This window comes from Paraperibacillus esterisolvens (genome assembly GCF_046237625.1).
Taxonomy (GTDB): Bacteria; Bacillota; Bacilli; order Bacillales; family DSM-1321; genus Paraperibacillus; species Paraperibacillus esterisolvens.
On record NZ_CP143545.1, the window covers coordinates 2,337,591 to 2,359,605 of the forward strand.

General features: G+C 45.8%; 25 protein-coding genes and 1 riboswitch. Of the genes, 5 read left to right on the top strand and 20 right to left on the bottom strand.

Annotated features, from left to right (window positions below; all coding sequences use genetic code 11):
* Positions 1 to 6 precede the first annotated feature (6 nt).
* The 12 genes from V1501_RS11775 to V1501_RS11830 all read right to left on the bottom strand — a co-directional run bounded on the left by V1501_RS11775 (position 7) and on the right by V1501_RS11830 (position 10,968).
* On the bottom strand, positions 7 to 1,566 hold the full coding sequence (locus V1501_RS11775) for a glycosyl hydrolase family 28-related protein (protein ID WP_409288315.1): 1,560 nt from the start codon (positions 1,564 to 1,566) through the stop codon (positions 7 to 9).
* Positions 1,567 to 1,684: 118 nt separating this feature from the next.
* On the bottom strand, positions 1,685 to 2,623 hold the full coding sequence (locus V1501_RS11780; RefSeq protein ID WP_409288317.1) for a manganese-dependent inorganic pyrophosphatase: 939 nt from the start codon (positions 2,621 to 2,623) through the stop codon (positions 1,685 to 1,687).
* Positions 2,624 to 2,751: 128 nt separating this feature from the next.
* Complete coding sequence (locus V1501_RS11785) at positions 2,752 to 4,110, bottom strand: TrkH family potassium uptake protein (protein ID WP_409288319.1); 1,359 nt, start codon at positions 4,108 to 4,110, stop codon at positions 2,752 to 2,754.
* 159 nt (positions 4,111 to 4,269) lie between these two features.
* Entirely contained in the window at positions 4,270 to 4,956 is a 687-nt protein-coding gene (locus tag V1501_RS11790) for a GNAT family N-acetyltransferase (protein ID WP_409288321.1), read from the bottom strand.
* Positions 4,957 to 4,959: 3 nt separating this feature from the next.
* On the bottom strand, positions 4,960 to 5,838 hold the full coding sequence (locus V1501_RS11795) for a carbon-nitrogen hydrolase family protein (protein WP_409288323.1): 879 nt from the start codon (positions 5,836 to 5,838) through the stop codon (positions 4,960 to 4,962).
* Positions 5,839 to 6,159: 321 nt separating this feature from the next.
* A complete protein-coding gene (locus V1501_RS11800) occupies positions 6,160 to 6,459 on the bottom strand; it encodes an iron-sulfur cluster assembly accessory protein (protein ID WP_409288325.1) in 300 nt (99 codons plus the stop codon).
* Between the two features lie 84 nt (positions 6,460 to 6,543).
* Positions 6,544 to 6,942 (bottom strand): VOC family protein, encoded by a 399-nt coding sequence (locus tag V1501_RS11805; RefSeq protein ID WP_409288327.1) that lies wholly within the window; start codon positions 6,940 to 6,942, stop codon positions 6,544 to 6,546.
* Positions 6,939 to 7,718: a phosphosulfolactate synthase gene (locus V1501_RS11810; RefSeq protein ID WP_409288329.1), complete on the bottom strand. Its 780-nt coding sequence runs from the start codon at positions 7,716 to 7,718 to the stop codon at positions 6,939 to 6,941. Before V1501_RS11810 ends, V1501_RS11805 begins: the two co-directional genes overlap by 4 nt.
* Entirely contained in the window at positions 7,715 to 8,401 is a 687-nt protein-coding gene (locus tag V1501_RS11815) for a 2-phosphosulfolactate phosphatase (RefSeq protein ID WP_409288331.1), read from the bottom strand. Before V1501_RS11815 ends, V1501_RS11810 begins: the two co-directional genes overlap by 4 nt.
* 216 nt (positions 8,402 to 8,617) lie before the next feature.
* Positions 8,618 to 8,971, bottom strand: coding sequence for a four-helix bundle copper-binding protein (locus V1501_RS11820; protein WP_409288333.1), 354 nt, complete (start codon positions 8,969 to 8,971; stop codon positions 8,618 to 8,620).
* Between the two features lie 82 nt (positions 8,972 to 9,053).
* Positions 9,054 to 9,581: a hypothetical protein gene (locus V1501_RS11825; protein ID WP_409288335.1), complete on the bottom strand. Its 528-nt coding sequence runs from the start codon at positions 9,579 to 9,581 to the stop codon at positions 9,054 to 9,056.
* Between the two features lie 364 nt (positions 9,582 to 9,945).
* Positions 9,946 to 10,968, bottom strand: coding sequence for an NADH:flavin oxidoreductase/NADH oxidase (locus tag V1501_RS11830; protein WP_409288337.1), 1,023 nt, complete (start codon positions 10,966 to 10,968; stop codon positions 9,946 to 9,948).
* Between the two features lie 237 nt (positions 10,969 to 11,205).
* On the opposite strand from V1501_RS11830, the gene V1501_RS11835 reads away from it, so the two are divergent.
* On the top strand, positions 11,206 to 11,379 hold the full coding sequence (locus V1501_RS11835) for an asparagine synthase (RefSeq protein WP_409288339.1): 174 nt from the start codon (positions 11,206 to 11,208) through the stop codon (positions 11,377 to 11,379).
* Positions 11,380 to 11,562: 183 nt separating this feature from the next.
* Here the strand turns inward: V1501_RS11835 and V1501_RS11840 are convergent, their stop codons facing one another.
* Both V1501_RS11840 and queC read right to left on the bottom strand, forming a co-directional pair.
* Complete coding sequence (locus tag V1501_RS11840) at positions 11,563 to 12,093, bottom strand: VUT family protein (protein ID WP_409293331.1); 531 nt, start codon at positions 12,091 to 12,093, stop codon at positions 11,563 to 11,565.
* Between the two features lie 51 nt (positions 12,094 to 12,144).
* Entirely contained in the window at positions 12,145 to 12,798 is a 654-nt protein-coding gene (gene queC, locus V1501_RS11845; protein WP_409288341.1) for a 7-cyano-7-deazaguanine synthase QueC, read from the bottom strand.
* 53 nt (positions 12,799 to 12,851) lie between these two features.
* Positions 12,852 to 12,895: riboswitch (PreQ1 riboswitch) on the bottom strand.
* 143 nt (positions 12,896 to 13,038) lie between these two features.
* On the opposite strand from queC, the gene V1501_RS11850 reads away from it, so the two are divergent.
* Together V1501_RS11850 and V1501_RS11855 are read left to right on the top strand one after the other, a co-directional pair.
* Positions 13,039 to 13,611: a membrane-spanning protein gene (locus V1501_RS11850; protein ID WP_409288343.1), complete on the top strand. Its 573-nt coding sequence runs from the start codon at positions 13,039 to 13,041 to the stop codon at positions 13,609 to 13,611.
* 13 nt (positions 13,612 to 13,624) lie between these two features.
* Positions 13,625 to 14,182 (top strand): hypothetical protein, encoded by a 558-nt coding sequence (locus V1501_RS11855; RefSeq protein ID WP_409288345.1) that lies wholly within the window; start codon positions 13,625 to 13,627, stop codon positions 14,180 to 14,182.
* Positions 14,183 to 14,268: 86 nt separating this feature from the next.
* Here the strand turns inward: V1501_RS11855 and V1501_RS11860 are convergent, their stop codons facing one another.
* Positions 14,269 to 14,997, bottom strand: coding sequence for a TPM domain-containing protein (locus tag V1501_RS11860; protein ID WP_409288347.1), 729 nt, complete (start codon positions 14,995 to 14,997; stop codon positions 14,269 to 14,271).
* A 1-nt stretch (position 14,998) separates the two neighbouring features.
* Positions 14,999 to 15,574 carry a LemA family protein gene (locus V1501_RS11865; protein ID WP_409288349.1) on the bottom strand — a complete coding sequence of 192 codons (576 nt, stop codon included), beginning with the start codon at positions 15,572 to 15,574 and terminating at the stop codon, positions 14,999 to 15,001.
* Between the two features lie 276 nt (positions 15,575 to 15,850).
* Here V1501_RS11865 and V1501_RS11870 point away from each other — a divergent pair, with 276 nt between their 5' ends.
* A complete protein-coding gene (locus tag V1501_RS11870) occupies positions 15,851 to 17,359 on the top strand; it encodes an MDR family MFS transporter (RefSeq protein WP_409288351.1) in 1,509 nt (502 codons plus the stop codon).
* Positions 17,360 to 17,775: 416 nt separating this feature from the next.
* A complete protein-coding gene (locus V1501_RS11875; protein ID WP_409288353.1) occupies positions 17,776 to 18,123 on the top strand; it encodes a hypothetical protein in 348 nt (115 codons plus the stop codon).
* 126 nt (positions 18,124 to 18,249) lie between these two features.
* Here V1501_RS11875 and sigH read toward each other — a convergent pair whose 3' ends face one another.
* The 4 genes from sigH to V1501_RS11895 all read right to left on the bottom strand — a co-directional run bounded on the left by sigH (position 18,250) and on the right by V1501_RS11895 (position 21,891).
* Positions 18,250 to 18,903: an RNA polymerase sporulation sigma factor SigH gene (gene sigH, locus V1501_RS11880; RefSeq protein WP_409288355.1), complete on the bottom strand. Its 654-nt coding sequence runs from the start codon at positions 18,901 to 18,903 to the stop codon at positions 18,250 to 18,252.
* Positions 18,904 to 19,473: 570 nt separating this feature from the next.
* Entirely contained in the window at positions 19,474 to 20,037 is a 564-nt protein-coding gene (locus tag V1501_RS11885; protein WP_409288357.1) for a 5' nucleotidase, NT5C type, read from the bottom strand.
* Positions 20,034 to 21,146 carry a bifunctional diaminohydroxyphosphoribosylaminopyrimidine deaminase/5-amino-6-(5-phosphoribosylamino)uracil reductase RibD gene (gene ribD, locus V1501_RS11890; protein WP_409288359.1) on the bottom strand — a complete coding sequence of 371 codons (1,113 nt, stop codon included), beginning with the start codon at positions 21,144 to 21,146 and terminating at the stop codon, positions 20,034 to 20,036. The genes V1501_RS11885 and ribD overlap by 4 nt, the downstream gene beginning before the upstream one ends.
* Complete coding sequence (locus V1501_RS11895; protein ID WP_409288361.1) at positions 21,133 to 21,891, bottom strand: GTP cyclohydrolase II; 759 nt, start codon at positions 21,889 to 21,891, stop codon at positions 21,133 to 21,135. The genes ribD and V1501_RS11895 overlap by 14 nt, the downstream gene beginning before the upstream one ends.
* Positions 21,892 to 22,015 lie beyond the last annotated feature (124 nt).

Sequence of the window (22,015 nt, forward strand, 5' to 3'; positions counted from 1 at the left end):
GGAGTATTACCCCAGGGAGGTGCCTGATCCAGCTTTCATGATATTCCCTATCAAAATATCTTCTAAATCCGCACCTGCATAAACGGCATCCTCTGCATCAGTGTCGAGTTTCACGTTAATCACAGACACAGAATCAGCCCGCTGGGGACCGCCATAGACTTTAAGGTAATGCCCGGCCGTTTTGAATCCTTCCATGGAAATATTTTTAAGAGTTATGTTCCTTGCCCTGTACTGCACAGTGAGGACAGGCTCTCCGCGATAATCATATTCTGGATCGCCAATCAGCGTGAAATGATTTACCGCCACATTTGTATATCCGGACACCACCATCCCGCGGGCCTTAGAACCTTCATACAGTGAAGTTCTGACCGGGGCGATAGCGACTAGACAGGCAGCCCTGATATTATAAGCCGTCAGTGACTTGGGATCTTCCAGCTTGTGATGGCCGATATGTCTGAAGTTAAATGACCGGTTATCACGGATGGAAATATGCCCTGTTATATAGACATTGGATGCGGCGGCAGAATTATGGTGAGCCTTAATTTCCACCCCGCCAAAGCATCTGGTGGAAGAATTGTTGACGAGCCAAACATTCCTTGAGCCGTCATCCACCTCAAAACCATTCGAGTTTGAAAATCCGCGCTTATGTGCCCTCCCGCTCGGGTCGCACATATGGCAATTGCTGATCAGTATATTGTCACTATGGTGTGTAGTGACGCCATCATCCCCGAATCCATATCCATTCAGGCCGTCAAGCCATATGTAGCTGCTTCCCTTCCTTGCCCTCGTCCCATCACCGAGATAAGTGTACAGGGCTGAGGAAACATCAAAGGCATGGAGACCCGCATTGATGGCTTCCACATTTTTGACCCAGCCGTATTTGACATTGGCATATGTCAGGCAGCTGGACCGGTTATTGCCTGCTGCAGTTTTCCTTCCGGGCGGTATTCGTTCTACGTTCCAGTCGAGGCTCAGGTTCTGCACGAGGATCCCGCGATTTCCTGTATAGTGGTGTTTGTTCGTGATGACCCATTCCGATTTAGGAGCCCTGTCATGAAGCTTAAGAATGGTTTTCCCCTTTCCTTCACCCTCCAGGATTGTCCAGGAAGGCAGCTTGATTCCTTTGACGGTGTATTTTCCCTCCGGGACCCGAACGCGAACACGGCCGTTTCCGATTGCACGCCTGAACGCCTCAGTATCATCCGTCACTCCATCCCCGCGTGCTCCGTAGTCTTTAACGGATGCTACCCGGGACACCTGGCTAAGAAGGCTGTCCATGGCCCCGTCCAGCTTCCCTTTCCAGAATGGCCAGGGATTGCCTTCTTTGTCCACAAAGGTATCACCCCTGCCTGCATCGAGTAATTCAGCTTTCTTGATGAGTAAGAAGCGTTTCAGCAGGCCTTTAAATCCGCCTATCTTATAATGAAAAGGTTCAGACCCTGTTTTGCGGCTTTCAAAAAGATCGTCTGTCTCACGCACTGCTTCTGCCATGTCAATGCTTCCGGCAAAGCGGGCAATCAAATCCCTGTTGCCTTTAGGGTCGTGCTGTTTATCAAGAGAAATCATAAAAACACCTACTTTCCTTGCATTCCTTTTTTCTTATTCCCGGAAGACAAGTTTATTAAGCACCGTTTTCAAACACGAAAAATGCCGGCAGAAGACTGCCGGCATGGTTTATAGAGAATTAAGCCTCTTCTTTATTAAAGATATCAGTAAGAACAGGTACAATCTGCTTCTTGCGTGATACTACACCCTTTAAGATTGCTGTGTTATCCTGCAGACTGATTTGATAAGCATTTTCTACAGCAGCCGTCTTTTTCCCAAGTGCCAGGGCCACCGAGTCATTGGTAAGGATATCAGTGACAACGAAAAGAAACAGGTCCAGATTTTTTCTCTCGATAACAGACTGAATAGCTTCTTCCAGCTCGTGTTTTTTGGCTAGCACTTCCCTGGTATCCACCGCATTCACCTGTGCGATTTCAACTTTGCTTTCACCCATATCAAATTCCTTTGCATCCAGTGTGATCAGCTGGTCAATGGTTTTATCTGAGAGGTCAGCTCCCGCCTTCAGCATATCCAGGCCATAAGTGTCAGCATCCACACCGGCAATCTCCGCCAGTTCCCTGGCTGCTGCCACATCCTCAGGGGTGCAGGTTGGCGATTTGAATAAAAGTGAATCCGAAATAATGGCAGAAAGCATCAGACCTGCAATGTTCTTTTTGATCTCTTTTCCATTTTCTTTGTACATTTTATTCAAGATCGTAGCTGTACAGCCGACAGGCTCAGCACGGTAATAAAGTGGATCGCTTGTTTCAAAATTGGCGATGCGGTGGTGGTCAATGACTTCCGCTATCCGTACCTCAGCTAGATCCTGTACGCTTTGCTGGCGCTCGTTATGGTCTACCAGGATCACCGATTTCACTTCATTTGCAGCCGTTTCAATCAGGCGGGGCACTTCCTGCGAGAAGTAATTAAGCGCATATTCCGTTTCGCCGTTGATTTCTCCAAGCCTGACCGGCTCCGCCTCGATGCCAAGCTGTGCTTTAAGGTCCGCGTAGGCAATCGCAGAACATATCGTATCTGTATCGGGATTTTTATGACCAAAGATCAGAAATTTTTCCATTTTCAAGCTCCTTATAATTCAGATTAAGAGGGACGATTCCTCATTTATGTACATACCTGTATAAAATGATAAAACAAAAGAGAAGGAGAGTCCAGAAGGAAAGCTTCCCTGTCAGGGGAAGCACTCTTTCAGCCAATGATAATCTTTTCCTTAGGATATTGATAATTCCCGGTTTTCTCCTGCCTTCCTATGATAAATAAGAAGGATATGATGCCAACCCTGCCTATGAACATCAGGATCATGATCACTACCCTGCCTGTATTCGTCAAATCGCCGGTGATGCCAAGTGACAAGCCGACTGAACCGAAAGCTGAACAAACTTCGAACACAATCTGTGAAAGAGATAAATCTTCTGTAATGGACAGAACAAAAGTGGATAGCGAGCATAAGGTCACTCCCATAGTCATAACTGCGACCGCCTTATAAATATCTTCTTCGTATATCTCCCGCTTAAAAACCTTAATCGCCCGGTTTCCTGTTGCAAAGTTGATGACAAACAGGAACATGACAGCAAAGGTCGTTGTTCTGATCCCCCCGCCAACGGAGCTTGGGGAAGCACCGATGAACATGAGAAAGCTGAGAAGCAGTTCTGTAGGTGCTGTAAAATCACTGATGTTCATCGTCGTTAACCCGCCGCTTCGCGTATTGGAAGAGATGAAAATTGAATAAAAGAAAGTATCCAGTGATGACTTATCCATCAGAAAATTCTTTCTTTCCAAAAGGTAAATCAACAGTGTCCCGACAACAATCAATGCTGCATATGTAAAGGTAGTTATTTTGGTAAATAAGGAAAAACGGAATCTGTAAGGAACTTCACTTTTGCGGCGGGAAAAGTATTCCTTGACCTCGATTAATACAGGAAAGCCAATAGCTCCAAGTGTAATCAGGATAATGGTGACTGTCTGGATAAAATAATCCTTCGCAAAAGGAATCAGCGATTCACCCGAGATATCAAAACCAGCATTTGTAGTGGAGCTTACCGATAAAAACAGACCATGAATGAATGCTTCTTTCCATGTTGGAAAGTAGGATGAAAAATACAGTGTCAGTACAAGTGCGCCAGCCAATTCGATGATGAGCACAAGCTGGACGATTTGGATGAGGAGCTTGACAAGACCGGACAGCTGGGTCTGGTTTTGGTCTGTCATGATCAGCTGTCGTTCTTTTATTCCAATCTTCCTTCCCATGATCAGCCAGAAAAAGGTGCCAAGGGTCATGATGCCAATCCCCCCAAACTGAAGGATAAATATGAGAAGGAATAACCCTGTGGTGCTGAATGTTTCGCTGACATCTATGACAGTCAGACCGGTAACGCTCACTGCACTCACCGCTGTGAACAGCGTTTCCATGAAGTCCAGCTTCACACCGGGCCTAAGGGCCACAGGAAGGCTGAGCAGTAAAGTGGATACTGTCACAGAAACCACATAATACACAATAATGAGCTGTGCAGGGCTTAGTGTGAATTTTCTCTGTGTCTGTCTTTTCATAACATTTATCCTTTCAGCAAAAAGCTTGCTTCATTCATTTCTCTTCCTCGATATATTACCATAAATGAATCAGAAAGGCGTAAGTTCAATAGGGGTTTTCCGCGATTTGAAGCATATTCTCTCCACACAGAGCTTAAAGCACTGAAACACCTTCCATTTTCAGGAAGGTGTTTCATCTGATTTGAACGGGTTTTTCCATTCCATAAGTGCGGCATGATGAAGTGATTCCTCATCATCCAGATAATTCGCAATCACTTTTACCGGAGACCGCCCGCAGCGGAGCAAAAAGGAAATCACCGGATCTTTCAGGTTACCCCTACAGACTTCTTCGAGGTATTCCGCGGGGGAGAGGCGTTCTGCGTGTTTATGGTACCCTGGCATCCGGCCTCCGCCTATCAGCCGGTCGAGGCCATGTGCCGTGACAATCTGGTACATGGACTGCATCAGGCATTTGCCAAGTCCGAATTTGCGGAAAGACGGACGAATGCTGATGTCGACGATATAGAGTGAGTTTCCATCTGGATTATGTGTACGAATATAGCCGTCATCTGTGATATCCGACCAGGTATGGTCTTTATTTGGGTCATGGTTTACCAGAAGGGCAGTCATCGAGCCTGCTGCCTCCCCGTCCACTTCCATAAACAGTGCCCCCTCGGGGTACAGACTCACATGATTCAATAATTGTTCCCTGTTCCATAAAAGCTCCTGTGGAAAAGGAGGAGGGAAACATTCCTTCTGAATGGCGATCAGCTCAGGAAAGTCCTCTTCTTTATAATTCCGGATTACAGCTTTCCTGCTCTGTCCGGTTTTATCAAAAACATAAAAAGAATGATAATAGGCAGCCATATCCTATACCAACACTTTCGATTCTGTTTCCCAGTCCGTATAAAGATCCGTCCTGCGGTCGCGCCAGGTGGTGACCGATCCGCTCTTCCTCACCTTGTACAGCAGTTCCAGGTTGAGATCTGCAGTGATGAGCATCCCCTGATTCATTTCGCCTTCAGCAGCAATACCCCCCGGCGGGAAAGGGATGTCATTTGGTGTAAGTATAGCTGCCTGTCCGAAATTCGATCTCATGAAATCAACAGTAGGGAGGGAACCTACAGTCCCGGTGCCTACAACATATACCTGGTTCTCTATCGCCCGGGCATGGCTGGTGTATCTGACCCGGTAGAAGCCGTGGCGGTCATCCGTACAGGAAGGGCAGAAAATTACATCGGCGCCCTTAGCTTTTGCCATGCGCACGATTTCCGGAAATTCAATGTCATAGCAGGTGAGCATCGCAATCCGTCCCTGTTCTGTCTCGAAAACTTCAAGGGTTTCGCCAGGTGACATGTTCCACTCTTTGGTTTCTGTGGGTGTCATGTGCAGTTTGGCCTGCCCGGCTACACGTCCGTCCGGATAGAACAGGTGTGCTGTGTTATATAAACGGCCAGCCTTCCGCACTACATGAGTACCCGCGATAATATGAATGCGGTATTCCATCGCGAGCCGGGTAAAGAGCGCCTGGTACATCCCGGTGAATTCAGGGAGGTCTTCTATAGTCCGGGATTCTCCAAATTCATTTGGGATGCTCATTAGCTGGGTGGTAAAAAATTCTGGAAACAGAACAAATTCAGAATCAAACTCTGCCGCTGTCTTTATATAGTGTTCTACTTGGTCTTCAAATTCAGCGAAACTCGCTATAGTCTTAAGATCGTATTGAACAGCTGATACTCTCATCTGCACATTGACACCCCCGTACATTATATATAGCTTAACAGCCTAAATGATAAAAACTCCTAAGGTATACTAACATATTAGAAAGCCGGCGTATAGACTGCTTCATTATTTTTAACACAGAAAAAAACATGAGCTTTACTTACAGGCCCAAATAAGGAGGGAAACAGGACAAGAGCTGGAGCAAACACAATAAGGGGTGGAGCGGAGTAAAGCACAGGCAGGTTTGCCCAAGATCAATGATATTCAACCGGGATGCAGGAAACCTTATGATCCATGGAGTTCCGCATCTTTTCCGCACAAAAAGCCAGGCATAGCCTGGCATAGAGCTCAATGGCGATGGGCATAGCCCTTAGATGGATTGGTAATGACGAATTCCTCCTGCGGCACAAAGAAAAACTGTATCCAAACACCATCAAGAAAATCTTCCCTGCTGTCTAGTAGGACATCAATATCCTTATCTGTCTTGACGATTTCATCATGCTCCTTGGGAGTATCAAAGGTCAGGGCATAATGGGCATGAGTTCCATGCTTTTCTGTCACGATCACACGCGGCATCTGCCCGGCAAACTCTGCCTCCAGCATTCTATTCAATACCTTTGCGGCATTACGATTGATTTTAACTTTCATATTCAGCACCTCTTGTTTTTGTACTGATCGTACCTCAATCAGCATAAAAATACAAAGAATGGCGCTCGGCAGAAGACATGGGGATCAGTAAACCATTTCAGGATCATGATAGTACTTGAATTCTAATAAATTATTTGAAGGATCTGCCAGGAAAAAGGTAATATGCTCTTCTCTTTTCCCTTTAAATCGCACCATGAGGTCCTGGAAGAGCGGCAAAGCCTGCTCTTTTGCCTGCTGATACGTTCTATGAAACTCCTCCTCTTCCGTAAATGTGATTCCAAAATGCCTTGGATACATAGACGGCTTCTCATCTATTTCCGAAGGGCTTAAATGGCATACCACTTGATCGCCAAAGAAATCCAGAGTCACTCTGTCTTCATATCGCCTGGCTGTCCTGCACCCGAGTTTTTCGTAAAATTCTGCTGTTTCATTCAGTTCCCTGCATGGTATTGCCAGATGAAACACTTTATTTGTATTTCTCATGTCTGTTCCTCCCAGTTAAATGTATAAAAGGTATCAGACCTTAACCCCAGTCTCAGTGTTTCAAGCGAAATGAAGTCGGCAAAAGGAATGTTGGCCAGATTGACGTTGGGACCTGCCATCTTAATGAAGGCGGTCTGCATCTTTTTATTCGGCGCCTCAAAAACCATATTTTCCAATGGTATTTCTGAGTTCATGATAAGTTCGATAATTTCAAGACGCAGGTCCCCTCTGTCTGTGCAGATTCCGCTCGTGCCGCTCTCCCTCGCTTCGGTAATGACCTTGAAAGCCCCTGCCTCCAAGTCTTCCTGGATATATTCCATCCATTCCTCCGGATGCTGGCCGACTGATAAAGCCGAATCTTTGTTGCCTACCTCACTGAACACGGTAAAATCTTTAGCAAATTCCCGTATATAACCTGCCTTAACCTGATTTGCCATATCAAGGGTGCCATTCGATATTTCAATGTACTCTGCGCCGTGCTCTTTACAAAAACTGTGATATTCAGCTGCTTTGTTCTGGCTGAGGAATTTTTCAAACAGAGTTCCACCGAAGAAAAAGCTGATATCGTTTTCCCTCAGGCATTCAATTTTCTGTTTCAGGTTCCGGGTAACCAGGGACGTGCACCAGCCGAATTTAACATAATCAATGAACTGAGGAGCACTCTCCATAGTATCTCTGAAGAATTGCAGCGGAACTCCGTTATCTATTAATATAGTCAATCCATGTGACCTCGGCTTTATTACTCTTTCAGGCAGATTCAGGCCTGAATGTTTCATATGACCACCCTCTCGATCATCGGTATCCTTCTGTCATAGGAAACCTTCATTACAAAGTCTGAAGGCTCCTCTTTCGTGCAATATACAATATCAGCAGCATCAAATTCAGGGCAGGCATCGTCTGCAAACTTCTGCGCCGCCGCAGAGTTTCTGATCCTGGCGGCTGTGATATCAGCATCAGGCATGGCTCCCGATATGATTTCCCTCATGAATTCTGCACATGCAAAATCATCATCACCACTGGGATGGGATGCAATAATGTTGATGGGCCCCTGATTTTCAGCAGTCAGGTTCCTGACATATTCGGCGGTTTTTCTTGCATTCGAAAAACCGGTAACGAGCACATGCCGAGCGCCGCTTGCATGCAAGGCGGCCGTAACTCCATTTGTTGTTTTTTGTATTAAATATTTACCATCCAAGTCAGCTTTTAACAGGCTTACTGGAGAATTGTCCAGCTCAAAACCATCAATGGGAAGCCCCCCGATTTCACCCGCCAGCATATACCCGGGATTTTCTGACCTGTAACGCCTGGCCTCCTCCACTGTCCGTGCAAGAAAGATACCGCGCACCCCATTGGCAAAAGCATAATGAGCGACAGTAAAGGCCCGGATCACATCTATTACTATGTTCACATCCGCTCGAGGAAGTTCAGGGTCTGCTCCCCTGAAAATTTGTATACACACGAATTTCTTCTCCCCTTCTCTTTTTGGGCAAATCGACTCCTGATTAAAGTATATTCGCTTGCCTAAAATGGGTGCAGGGACTAATGAGGACTTAAAATCTGCAGCATAAAGGCCAGCTCGCCGCCGCCTTTTTGGTAAGGGATATACCAAGAAGGCGGCTGGCTGAAGCTGGCCCTTTTTAGACAACTTTCATGTAAGTATAAGTATTCCCCGGGTTTAGCTGATGCAAAGTTCCCGGCAGGCGTCGGCACAGCGGCGGCATGCTTCTGCGCATCGGCGGCAATAATCATCCTCATACTGCTCACAGACCCGGGCCGAAGCATCACAAATATTAGCAGCTACACTGCACAGCACACGGGCATAAGGACTTTCCCTCGTAATCAGCTGGCGCACCAGGTTGCAAACATCGGCACAGTCCCTGACAAGCCTTACAGCCTCCCGCCTCACTTCTTCGTTTCTCAGGCATTCCCTATAACAGTACTCACATGCTTCGGCACATGCGTTGCAGGCTTCAGCACATTCACGCAAATAAGATCTTAATCTTTCATTCGTAACTAAAGGTGCGCTCATTTAATTCCCCTCCACGTAGTTACTCTGTTACGTAAACAATATATGAAGGAGAAATCCGCAATATTCAACAATTGTCCTTTTGCTATAAAACAAATTTATTCAGTAATCTTATATGCTTTTTAACAGTCATCCTCATTCTCTCAATGCCTTGTTCCTCTTTTTTAAATTCCTCTGTTTCAACCGAGTCAAGCAGCAGCGCAAGCTTTCCCAGCTGTGTTTCTTTTTCCAGCCACAGCTGAAAAACCTCTCCCTCTGATGCTCTTGGTAAAGCAGATGAAAATGTGATGACCGCTTTATCGCTTCCCCTGATAATATGCTTCTCGCCTTTAGTGTCTCCTTCAAGCAGCAATAGCTCGATGGCATCTGTTATCTCAACGCGAGGATCTTCCATCCGCTGGTATTCAAGCTGAAAGGAAAAGCAACCGTCAGCCAGTTTGAAAAAAGTGAAAGGCAGAGACAGATTTCCATCAATGATATCCGCTTTTATCCACTTTTCATGTTCGTTTAGAAAGGCTTTCTCAGACAGAATAGCCATTACCTTCAGCCATTTTAATAAATGCTGCTTTGTGATTACTGCCTCCAGGTTCCTGTAAATGACCACAGCCGCCAACTTCAATCACTCCTTCCCCGTAACAGTCTATGCGGGGAAGACAAGAAAGGGGACTTATGCGGGCGCCTGGGCGGGACGGTTTCCAGGTATCCTGGAACCTGCTGAACCTCCTCGCTCTCATATCTTTTACAGGCTGGCTCAGGAGCAAAAAAACATGAGTTTTCAACCCGCAACCCAGATAATATAAGGAACTTGGACAAGAGCAGGGATATACACAATAAGGCGGTGGACCGGAGTTAGGCGCAGGTACGACTGCCAGCAAGATAAATGATGTTCAAACCTGGCTGTTTGAAGCTTTACGACCATGAGCTCCGCTCTTTTCCATAGAAAAACAGCCAGCAACGGGGCTGGCTGTCTTTGGTATTTATTTTATGCTGTAAGCGGCACGATACTGCTTTGGAGTCAAAGGCTCCCCGCCAAGGGCGATGGACGCTTCATTAGCCCAATAAGGACTTGACAGCATGCCTCTCCCGATGGCAGCAAGGTCAGCATGGCCTTCACGGATGGCTTTGTCGCTCAGCTCGAAGTCTTCCAGGCGGCCGACCGCAATGACCGGCATGTCTGTTTCCTTGCGAAGCTTATCAGCGAAGTCGAGCTGATAGCCCGGTCCTGAATATTGGGGACCGGTGGTTCCTTCTCCTCCGGAGGATACGTGCAGGATATCTGCACCTGCTTCTTTATAGCGTCTTGCAAGCTCGGCTGAATGCTCCAGGTCATAACCTCCATCCGCATATTCCACTGCAGAGATACGGAAGATGAGCGGCATATCCTCCGGCATTTCTTTTTTCGCTGCCCTGATTACCTCGATACCGAAGAGCGCCTTGTCCTCACCGTATTTATCTGTTCTCTTGTTTGTAAGCGGAGATTGGAATTGATGGATCAAATAACCGTGCGCGCCGTGAATTTCAATTGTATCCACACCCGCCTGGATGGCTCTCCGTACTGCAGCTGCATACTTTTCTACCATTTCCTCTGTTTCCTCTGTTGAAAGAGCCCGGGGCTGGTTATATCGATCCGAGAAAGCATCGGTAGTGGAAGAAACCGGAACCTTTGCGTCCTCTGCCTTTCTTCCTGCGTGCGCAATCTGAATGCCGACCTTTGAACCATAAGATTGGCAGGCTTCAATGATCTTCCTGAAGGCTGGTATTTGATCATCAGACCACAGCCCGAGGTCATTATCAGTAATTCTTCCATCCGGTTCCACATCTGTCATTTCCATGATGATCAACCCGGTTCCGCCGATTGCCCGGCTTGTATAATGACTGAAATGCCACTCATTCGGAGCTCCGTCCTTTTTGTCTACGGAATATTGGCACATCGGTGGCATTACGATACGATTTTTCAATTTAAGGCCTTTGTATTCAAATGAATCCAATAAGCTAGCCATATGCTGCACTTCCTTCCATTTCTTCAGCTGTATGCTGTTTTATACTATATCATTTTTACACCCGGCTCCCATTAAGGCAAATTAAACGCCTGACAGCATCACATCACAATTTTCCCAAAAGATCACACAGACCTTATTATTCCTTAACACTTTATCTGCATACCTCAGATCCTGAAGGCAAAACTAGTCAGGATGATTTCAATCATCAATATCTGCGATTATGGGGGGCAACTGACGATGGACATTCGTGAAGGATTGATCCCGGCTGCATTAGGTTCCGCAGTGACAGCTGCAGGATATGCAATGAAGCAAATGCCGCGTTCCAACAAGATGGTGGCCAACACTGTTTTTGGTTTTGGCCTGGCCCATGTGGTCCTTGGAGTCATTGACCTGGTCGAGCATCGCCGATAAAAAGAAAGAGGGCGATTCACAGGTTGAATAATTCAATCTGGGAATCGCCTCTTTTGCGGTTTTATTAACGAGTCCTGTAATGGTACATCACAGGACAGAATTCTGAATTTTTTCAGTGCCGGAAATCCAAGTTTCCAGCTTCCTAAAAAAAGATGGTATCCAAAAGACCCATCGAACTCTTTATTATGCTGCCGCTTCCTTTCTGCTCCATACATTCTGGAGAATCATAGCGCCAAGCCCCTGAATGATGGTTTTGACAATAACCTGCCCCAGGATGGCTGCCGGAACGGCTTCCCATGGAAGGATATTTGCCCCAAGAGGGCTTAGGCCGATCAGGACAAAGACCGCGGAATCAAGCAGGCCGCCGACAAGTCCGCTGTAAAATACCCGCCATGCCAAAGGGAGGCGGAGCCTTGTATAAATTTCTGTATCGGTAGTTTCCGATATCGCAAAAGAAATGGCTGACGCCAGAACAATTAAAAGCGTATCGTCCAAAATGAAGGAGACTGCCGCCGAAACCAGGAGAGCAGTTCCGATTGCTGCATAAGTCCTGCTTCTGCCCAGCTTGTTCTGCACAAGGTCACGCAGGATGAAGGTTGCCCCTATAAGCAGGGTCCCCATTGGGACGATAAACGCTCCGAAAGTCAGCGGCGCGAATTTGGCAGTCACCACATTCGCCGCCACAATGGATAGTAAATATAGGATGATTCTGATCATGCGGCATGCTCCTTTCCACGGCTCAATCAGCCGGCTGATGTTGTATTTTTAAGACTTTATAGCCAGATATTCATCCAGCCCTTTTTTCCTTAATCGGCAGGCTGGACACTCACCGCATCCTTCTGCAATTACTCCGTTGTAGCAGGTGAGCGTTTTTTCCCGGACAAAGCCGAGTGCGCCCAGGCTGTCTGCCAGCGCCCAGGTTTCTTTTTTGTCCAGCCACATAAGCGGTGTGTGGATAACCATGTTTTCATCCATGGACAGATTGATGCTGACGTTCAGGGACTTAACAAAATTATCCCTGCAGTCCGGATACCCGCTGAAATCGGTTTCGCATACGCCGGTTACAATATGCCTCGCACCTCTTCCCCTTGCCAGGATTGCCGCAAATGACAAGAAAAGCAGATTCCTTCCCGGCACGAACGTATTCGGCAAGCCGCCATCTTCACCATCCTCGACCGGTATTTCATCACGCGTCAAGGCACCGGGTGCCAATTGATTCAAAAGAGACATATCCAATATATGATGCCGAATTCCCAATTCATTGGCAATGGACTTGGCACAGTCAATCTCAAGCGCATGGCGCTGTCCATAATTGAAGGTGACTGCTTCTACTTCCTTGAATGTTTTTATAGCCCAGAAAAGGCAGGTGGTGCTGTCTTGTCCCCCGCTGAAAACAACAAGGGCTTTTTCATTTTGCATGTGAACGCTCCTTTACACGAAAAAACAGTGCCGCTAAAGAAAAGCAGCACTGTTTTTCCTTAGTTTTTTATAGAGGGTAGCTAAGAACCTCTCTTATATGCTGTTAATAATGACTATCTTATAGTATCACATTTCCAGAGAAACAAAAGGCTTTTTTGCTCAAGTATTTTAAAAAAACGGTTCGGCAAAGCGTACTTTTTCAGCCGGGCTGGGCATAATGACAGGGAGGTGAAAAATAAAATGGAAAAAAAGGTGATTCTTGCCCTGTCTGTCATCTTTATGTTTTTTATGGCCGGTCTATTCATATTTTACTTTATGAAGGATGACACTTCACGCTGGCAGGTTGCAGCAGGCGGAATTTTGGTCAGCGCCCTGCCGCTTTTGCTGTTAATTATGAAACATCGACCTTTCAATATACCAATCATCCTTGCTTATTATGTTTTCATCTTTTGTTCAACCTTTCTGGGCTCAATCGGAAAATTCTATTTGCATATCCTTTGGTGGGACACGGTCTTACATTTATATAAAGGCATTTTTATGGGTTTCATCGCCCTTTTTTTATTTAAGATTTTCGTGAAACCAGAGGATAGGAAAGGAACTTCTCCATTGCTCCTATTTCTCTTCAGTCTATCCCTTGCTGCTTCTTCCAGTGTCTTTTGGGAGGTATACGAATTTTTTGGAGACCTTTACTATACGGAAACGATGCAGAGAGGCGGTAACGCGGACACTATGCGGGATCTTCTCGCCGGTTTAGGCGGAGGCCTGGCTTCTGCCATCTATGCAGCATTTCGGCAAAAGCAGTCGAACATATAACGAGGTGTGAATTATGGACAAAAAACTGATTAAAGCTCTCTGTTATTTATACGTTTTTTTTATGGCTGCCCTGGCTGTAATCTATTATCTCAATGGGGAAACGTTCAAAGCATCCGTTGCTGCAGCGGGAATTTTCTGCGGTGCCATTCCTCTGCTCCTTCCTTTGATACACATAAGCTTTAACGGTCCCCTCACCATTTGCTACATTCTTTTCCTTACCGCCTCACAATATCTTGGATCCATCCGCGGCTGGTATCATCTTGGCTGGTGGGATTCGTTCCTTCACGGCCTCAGCGGCATTTTACTCGGATTCATGGGCATCGCGCTCTATGAAAGGCTGGTTCATCGAGAAGCAGGAAAGCGTATTTCTCCCTGGTTTGTTTTCCTTTTCACGTTTTCCTTTGCAGTTTTTGGCGGAGTTTTATGGGAAGTATATGAATTTACTTCTGACCAGCTTTTCGGGATGACTTTACAAGGAGGAGGAAACAAGGATACGATGACAGACCTTATTACAGACAGTCTTGGAGGCCTGGCTGCCGGAACATGGGCCGGACTCCGTTCCAGAAGGTGAGAGAAGTGCTTTCGGCTCGCAAGAAATTTGATAAGCTTCCGGAACCAAAAAAGCAGCAGCCGTATACGGCCTGCTGCCTTTTTTTCCTACCATCCCCGGCTGGCACCTCCGCCGCCTGAAGAACCTCCGCCGCCTCCCCGGGGTCCGCCCCTTCCTCCTCCTCCTCTTCCGATCAGGGAAAATAGGAAGAAGGTAAGAGTTCCTCCAAAGAAGGTTATATCGATAAAGACAAAAGCAATCACGATAAGAATGAACAGCCAGTCAGGAATGCCGCTTCCTTTTTGGTCAGCAGCTGCATCATCTGTACCTGTGCCGCCTGAAATAACGTCTGCTATTGCGCCGTACGTCTTGATGACTGCTTCATTTGGCCTTCCTGCCTTAAGGCTGGGCAGGGCGTTTTCATCAATAATCCTGCCTGCCCTCCCATCCGGCAGTTCTCCCTCCAGACCATATCCGGTCTCTATCCTGATTTTCTTCTCCTTCATAGCAAGCACCAGGAGCACCCCGTTATCCTTCTCCTTCGTTCCAAGCCCAAGTTCACGGTAGGCTCTATTCGCATACTCCTCGATGGATTCATTTCCGATCGTCTGGACAGTAAGGATGGCAGCCTGGTTCGTCGTTCTGTCCTCAACCGTCCGTCCAAGCTGGATCGCTTGAGCTTCTTCGTTTGGATTCAAAATATTGGCATGGTCCTGAACATATACGTCACCAGTGGGGCGCGGGATTGGTTCGGGTCCAGCCGCCATAGCTCTGCCTGCTATGAGAACGAAAAGGAGAACGAGCATGAAGATGGCCGCTCTATTTCCTGAACGCATATCACTTTCCTCCAAAATTTACATCTGGAGCTTCCTGTGATTTAGGATCTGCCCTGAAATATTCCTTTTTATCAAATCCAGTTATCCCCGCAACCAGGGCACCTGGGAAACGTTTAACTTTTTTGTTGTAAATGGAAACTTCCTCATTATAATCCTTTCTTGCCACTGATATGCGGTTTTCAGTTCCTGCAAGCTCGTCCATGAGCTGTGTGAACTGCTTGTCAGCCTTAAGGTTGGGATAGTTCTCGACTACAACCAGAAGTCTGCTGAGGGCACCGCTGAGTTCTGCATTGGCAGTCGCCTCTTCTTCAGGCGACCTGGCGCCTGCAAGCCTTGCCCTTGCATCCGATACAGCTTCTATTGTTTCTTTTTCATGGGCAGCATAGCCCTTCACAGTATTTACCAGGTTAGGAATCAAATCCAGCCTGCGCTGAAGCTGGTTTTCTATCTGGGCATATGATTGATCCACATTTTCTTCAGCATTCACAAACCCGTTATAGCTTCCCATCAGCATGAAAATCAGGACAACAAGGATGCCGCCAACGATAATAATGGGCCCTAATGACCGTTTTGCCATAACTCACACTCCATTCTTTGCTGCAGGTTCTCGGTTATTCCTATAGAATTCCCTTTTACCGGACTTCATTAAACCAGAATATTTTTAATGGAATGGGATTGTCTATAATATCGCAGGCTGCCTTAAAGGAATCTCCATATATCCTGTTTGAGGCTGAAAGCAGGCCGTCTGAAAAGTAGTCCCAGCACACTTCTAATTCATATTGCCAAAGGACTTTTCCGTCTGCTAAAATTTAACCCTGAGTACCATGTATATATATATAAAAGGGGCTGCTATATGGTTAAAGCACAGGAAAGCAAAATCGGTTTAGTGATGGCAGGGCTGCTGCTGTCTATTTTAATGGCTTCAATGGATAACACCATTGTCGCCACTGCTATGGGAACGATAGTTTCAGACCTTGGCGGGCTTGAGAAGTTTATTTGGGTCACTTCTGCATACATGGTCGCGGAGATGGCTGGCATGCCAATTTTCGGCAAGCTGTCGGATATGTATGGAAGAAAACGATTTTTCCTTTTTGGAATGCTGCTATTCTTATTTGGTTCAATCCTTTGCGGAACTGCACAGACGATCGAGCAGCTGAGCATTTTCCGTGCTATTCAGGGGATCGGCGGCGGTGCACTTATTCCAATTACATTTACCATCATTTTTGATGTTTTTCCTCCAGAAAAGAGGGGGAAGATGACAGGCCTTTTTGGTGCGGTCTTTGGGCTTTCGAGTGTGTTTGGACCGCTGCTTGGAGCTTACATAACTGATTATATCAGCTGGCACTGGGTATTTTATATTAATCTTCCGCTTGGAATAATCGCCTTTTTCCTTATTCTTTTCAACTATAAAGAATCACTTCAGCACAAAGAGCAGAAGATTGACTGGCTGGGTGCAGTGACCCTGGTGGGTGCGGTTGTTTGTTTGATGTTTGCACTAGAGCTTGGCGGCAATAAATACGAATGGGATTCATCACAGATTATCTGGCTGTTCACTGGCTTTGGAGTGTTGATTATCATTTTCTTTGCAGCCGAGAGAAAAGCTGCTGACCCTATCATTTCATTTAATATGTTTCAGAACCGTCTTTTTGCTGCAAGTACGTTAGTAGGTCTGTTTTATGGAATTGCATTTATTGTTGCTTCAGTTTATATTCCTATCTTCGTTCAGGGGGTATATGGCGGCACTGCAACTAATTCAGGCTTGATACTTCTTCCTATGATGCTTGGTGTAGTGGTCTCGAGCCAGGCTGGTGCAATAGCCGCAGCAAGGCTGGGATATCGGCGGGTAATGGTCGTCTTTGCAGTTATTTTTGCAATCGGGATGTCCCTGCTCAGCACTATTGATGCACACACCGCTAAAAGTACGGTTACGATGTACATGATCATAGTGGGGCTTGGGACCGGAGCATCTTTTTCTGTCCTAAGTATGGCGGCCATTCATCATGTGGCCCCGCAGCAGCGGGGTTCAGCAAATTCTACTGTGTCTTTTGTCAGGCAGCTTGGCATGACAATCGGAATAACCATTTTCGGCATACTTCAAAGAAACGAATTTACAGACAATATGAAGCAGCTGTTTTCCAGTCTCGGAAACCTGGCAAAGAATGCGGATCTTACTGACCCCAGAGCAATCCTTGCCCCATGCTTGCGGGCGGATATACCAGTTCCTGTTCTTGAGAAGATAACAAATGCACTGGCAGATTCGATATCTTTCGCCTTTACCTGGGCCCTCCTCCCAGCTTTCTTTGTACTGGTTTTTGTTTTTATGCTGACAAATGATAAGATGTCGATGAAGCAGGAAAATTAAAGAAACGAAGGACTGACAGTTTAGGTTTAGCTGCCAGTCCTTTATTATTAGAGACAGCTTAATGTTTAAAACAACTTTTTAGTTATAAAATAAACACTCTTTGTTCTTTAACAATTTCTTCATATTCTGGACACCAGTCGGTTTTAACAGATTTTTGCTATAACTGCGGATCATCTTTTTTTATAAAAGAGCTGAAATCAATTTCTGCTGGCTCCTCTACTTTTTCATATATCCTTGCTATAGGCGGCGAGCTGTATCCAATATCCACCATCCAGCTTTTTCTATGAAGAGGCCCGATTATTCGTACTTTCCGTCCCGGCTTTTTTATAAAAAATTCCGCGGGATGGATATTTGTCCATTCCTTTTTCACTGGAGATGAATACAGTAATCTTAGAAAAGGTGAGAGGGGATATAATATGGCTAAAAGCGGAAACGGAAGATCCAGATCAAATTCTGATGCAAATGTGGATTTCACAATTGATAATGATGTCAGAAATAAATCCAGGTCAAACTCGGATGTAGACAGCGATGTACACAGCAGAAATGATTCAAACAATAATAATGACAGTGATAATGATCTGAAAAACCATAATAAAAGCAATTCACACGCCAACTCTAAAATCCACAATTCAGGCAACGCAAAAGTAGATTTTAGCATTGACATCCATGTTGATTCTGATTCAAGATCGAGAGTCCGATCCCGATCAGAAGCTGATTCAGATTCTGATCAGGACCAAAACCAGGACCAGGATCAAGATAGCTAAAATTACAATCCTGCGGCGGTATAAAACTCTTTATATCGCCTGTTTTATGTATTTAAAGCAGATTTACATACAATTCCGGGAATCAAGAAAAAAGCGACTTCACAAAGAAATCGCCGTTTGCCATGATTAAGAATGAATGACCTCTCTCAATTCCAGATAACGCTCCAGCTTTCGTTTTACCCTCTGCAGTGCATTGTCTATTGATTTAACATGAGTATTCAGCTCATAGGATATCTCCTGGTAGGATTGTCCGTCCATGTACAGCGCCAGCACCCTCCGCTCCAGATCACTCAGCAGCGCTGCCATTTTAAGCTCGATATCGTCTGCGTTTTCCTGATTGATAATCCATGCTTCCGGATTCATGATCTTGGCAGCAGGAATGATATCCATCAGAGTATGTGTAGAATCTTCATCGTAGATGGGCTTATCCAATGAAACATAGGAATTGAGCGGTAAATGCTTCTGCCTTGTCGCGGTCTTGATGGCCGTTATGATCTGCCTGGTCACACAAAGCTCAGCAAAGGCTTTGAAAGAGGAAAGCTTGTCCTCTTTATAATCACGCATGGCTTTAAAAAGCCCGATCATCCCCTCCTGAATGATATCCTCTTTATCTGCACCGATCAGGAAATACGGTCCAGCCTTCGCCCGGACAAAATTACGGTATTTATTGATCAAAATTTCAGAAGATTCCCCATCCCCGCCTTGAACGCGCCTGACAAGTGCTTCATCGTTCAATTTTGCAGGATGGTCTGCCAGGCTAACTCCGAAGTCTATACTCACTATAGGATCCCTCCAATATGTTTGATGAGTCAATATCCAGCCAGCTTCCAGATAGTTGCCTATGTAACTAAAACCGTCCTTACGATGCGGGCCGCCTAAATCCTGTTGATTAGTATAAATTTATATTAACAGGGGGCAGGCATGAAAGATATCAGCAAATATCGACTAATATTGACAGACTTCATTTACTGCGGTCAGAGAATTTCACTGAACTTCGGGTAAACAACGAAGATTTTCGCTTTTTTTAAGTTCCGTACTGGGCGGTGAGGTTATATTTCCTGCAGATTCATAAGGAATTTTAGGGAGATATTAAGGAGAAAGCCCTAGTTTAAATTAAGGATTGCCTGCATATTTTCTCATTTCCAGTCTGCACTATAATTAAAGAGCCATTTCATCCTTTATCTAAAACAGCAAGGACCAATCGGAAAACGGACAATCTTTCTTCCGTTGGACTGGTTAGTGAAATTGAGGCTTTGCCGGAGGTGCTGCACTTAATTGCCTGCCGCTAAAAGAATCCTGGACCTGGGAGATCGCGAAGCAGGCTGCCCGAATTTCAGCGGGCAGCCTCTATCATTTTTCAAAAATATCATGAAGATGGGACCAATCTTTAATCCGCGGCATCTGGAGATCCTGATTATAAGATTGATCCATCACAACTGCCTTTACTTTTTCACCTGCAAGAGTGCGTAACACTGCCGGTTTGTCATCAAAATAATAATCAAGCTCCAGCTCCTGTATGGTGCGTATTTTTTCTTCATCTTTCATTCCGCAGAAAAATCTCTCAGGGTGGATTGGAAAACCCTGCTCCTGCATCCATTTCTTCGTCCGTTCCCCATGTTCAGCCGGCCTGGCGGTGATGTAGTATATCTCATGGCCCTCCCTGTCCAGCTGCTGCAGGGCTTCCACTGCTGATTCTATTGGCGGGCAGGTTGTATAATAAATCTCTTCAAGCAAGCCGTTCCACATTGCCTTCCCCTGTTCTGCATCCATTCCGAAAGGTTCATGGATTTCAACAGTTTTTAAAGCGCGGAATACTTCCAGAGGAATCTTTTTGCTTAATTTTTTCTGATATAGACTAAATGCGTGCTCGCGAAGATTGATCAGTGTGTCGTCGATGTCAAAGCCGATTCTCATTTTCCTGGCCCCTTCATAGAATGATTGACAGGATAGCCGATGAACTTAAAATCAGGACCTACCGGGTTCATGCTGTAATCCTTAAATTCAAGCGCATCTGACATTTTTTCAAATCCGGCTCCTTCGAAAAAAGTTGGTGCATTGCGCCCGCCTATTATCTTGGGAGCAAAATATAACACAACCTTATCCACCAGTCCCTGTTCAAGGAAGGCTGCATTTACGGTCCCGCCGCCTTCTATCAGAAGTGATGAAACCTGATTCTCGCCTAAAATACGAAGAAGCTGGACAGCGTCAACTCCAGTGGAGCTGTTTGTAGTAAAAACCTTGATTCCCAGTTCCTTAAGCCGATCCATTTTTTGATCATCGTAACGGCTTCCGGTGAATATCCATGTTTCAGCTTCCTTATCCTGTATGACTTTCGCATCCAGCGGAATTCTTAGCGTGGTATCCATGATCACCCTGATGGGATTGCGGCCATTCGGGACGCGGGCAGTAAGGGACGGGTCATCATGAATGACGGTGCCGACGCCAACTAAGATCGCCTTGTTTTCATTTCTCAGCTTTTGGACATCGAGTCTTGCTTCCTCAGATGTAATCCACTTGCTGTGATTGCTGCGGGAAGCAATTTTTCCGTCCAAAGTGATTCCTGACTTAAGGGTGACAAATGGAAGCTGCTCTGCAATAAATTTATTGAATACCTCATTCATCCTTATCGATTCCTGTTCAAGGATCCCGGTAATCACTTCTATACCTGCCCCTTCAAGAATACCTATTCCGCGCCCAGACACGAGAGGGTTGGGATCTCCGGCTGCAATAACAACCCGTTTAATGCCTGCTGCCACGATTGCCTCCGCACATGGTCCAGTTCTTCCATGATGTGAACAAGGTTCGAGAGTCACATAGATAGTCCCTCCGGCCGCTTCCCCGCCAGCCATCCGGAGCGCATGGATTTCAGCATGAGGCCCTCCCGCCATTAAATGGGCACCTATTCCGACAATCCGGTTATGATTTACAATCACTGAGCCAACAAGAGGATTGGGGTCGGTCTGCCCCTTCATGGCAGCCGCACTCTCCAGGGCCAGCTTCATATAAAACTCATGGCTGCTCATTCGTGTACCCTTCATTCTGCATGTGACCGGAACGGTTGATTTTAGTCTGCAGATATTTTTCATTGAACTCTGATATATCTCCCCATATCGGTGTCCTGCCTGTAACAAGCATCCCGGACTCCTCTAGCGCTTTTAGCTTCTTTGGATTATTCGTAATCAGGGTTACCGGCTTGCTCCTCAGTGCTTTCAGAACCGAGATGGCATCGCTGTAATTCCTTGAATCATCAACAAACCCTAACTGAATGTTTGCATCGACGGTATCATAGCCATTCTCCTGCAGAACATAGGCCATTGCCTTGCTGAATAAACCGATTCCCCTGCCTTCATGATTCGCGAGATAAAATAGAGCCCCAGTACCGTGTTCTGCAATCATCTTTAAGGACTGCTTTAGCTGATAGCCGCAATCACAGCGTTTACTGCCGAATATATCACCTGTATGGCAGATGGAATGCATGCGGATCAAGGCATCTTCACCTTGTTCAAAATCTCCGTAAACCAGGACACTCGATTGCTGCAGCTCCGCCAGGTTCTGTGAAGACAGCTTATCTATGATCTTTTCGTAGCTTGTTGTTTCTTCGTCACAATTAAGCCAGCAATACCATTGAAATACAGTGGTTTCTCCATATAAATTTACAGGAAGCTTGATTGGACCGACCAGATATATCGCTCCCTGATCTGTGCCAATAGTCTCGATTTTATCTTTTAGTATGGATATGACTCTTTCATCTAATTTGGTTACATTCATAAACAGAACATCCTTTTTCTATTAGTGTGTTTCTTTTTTCCTTCCGGCATGTAATATATTATCAAATTTAACACCCTAAGAGTTATAAAAAAGTTTGGGGTGCGCCGGGGCTGCGTTATTAATT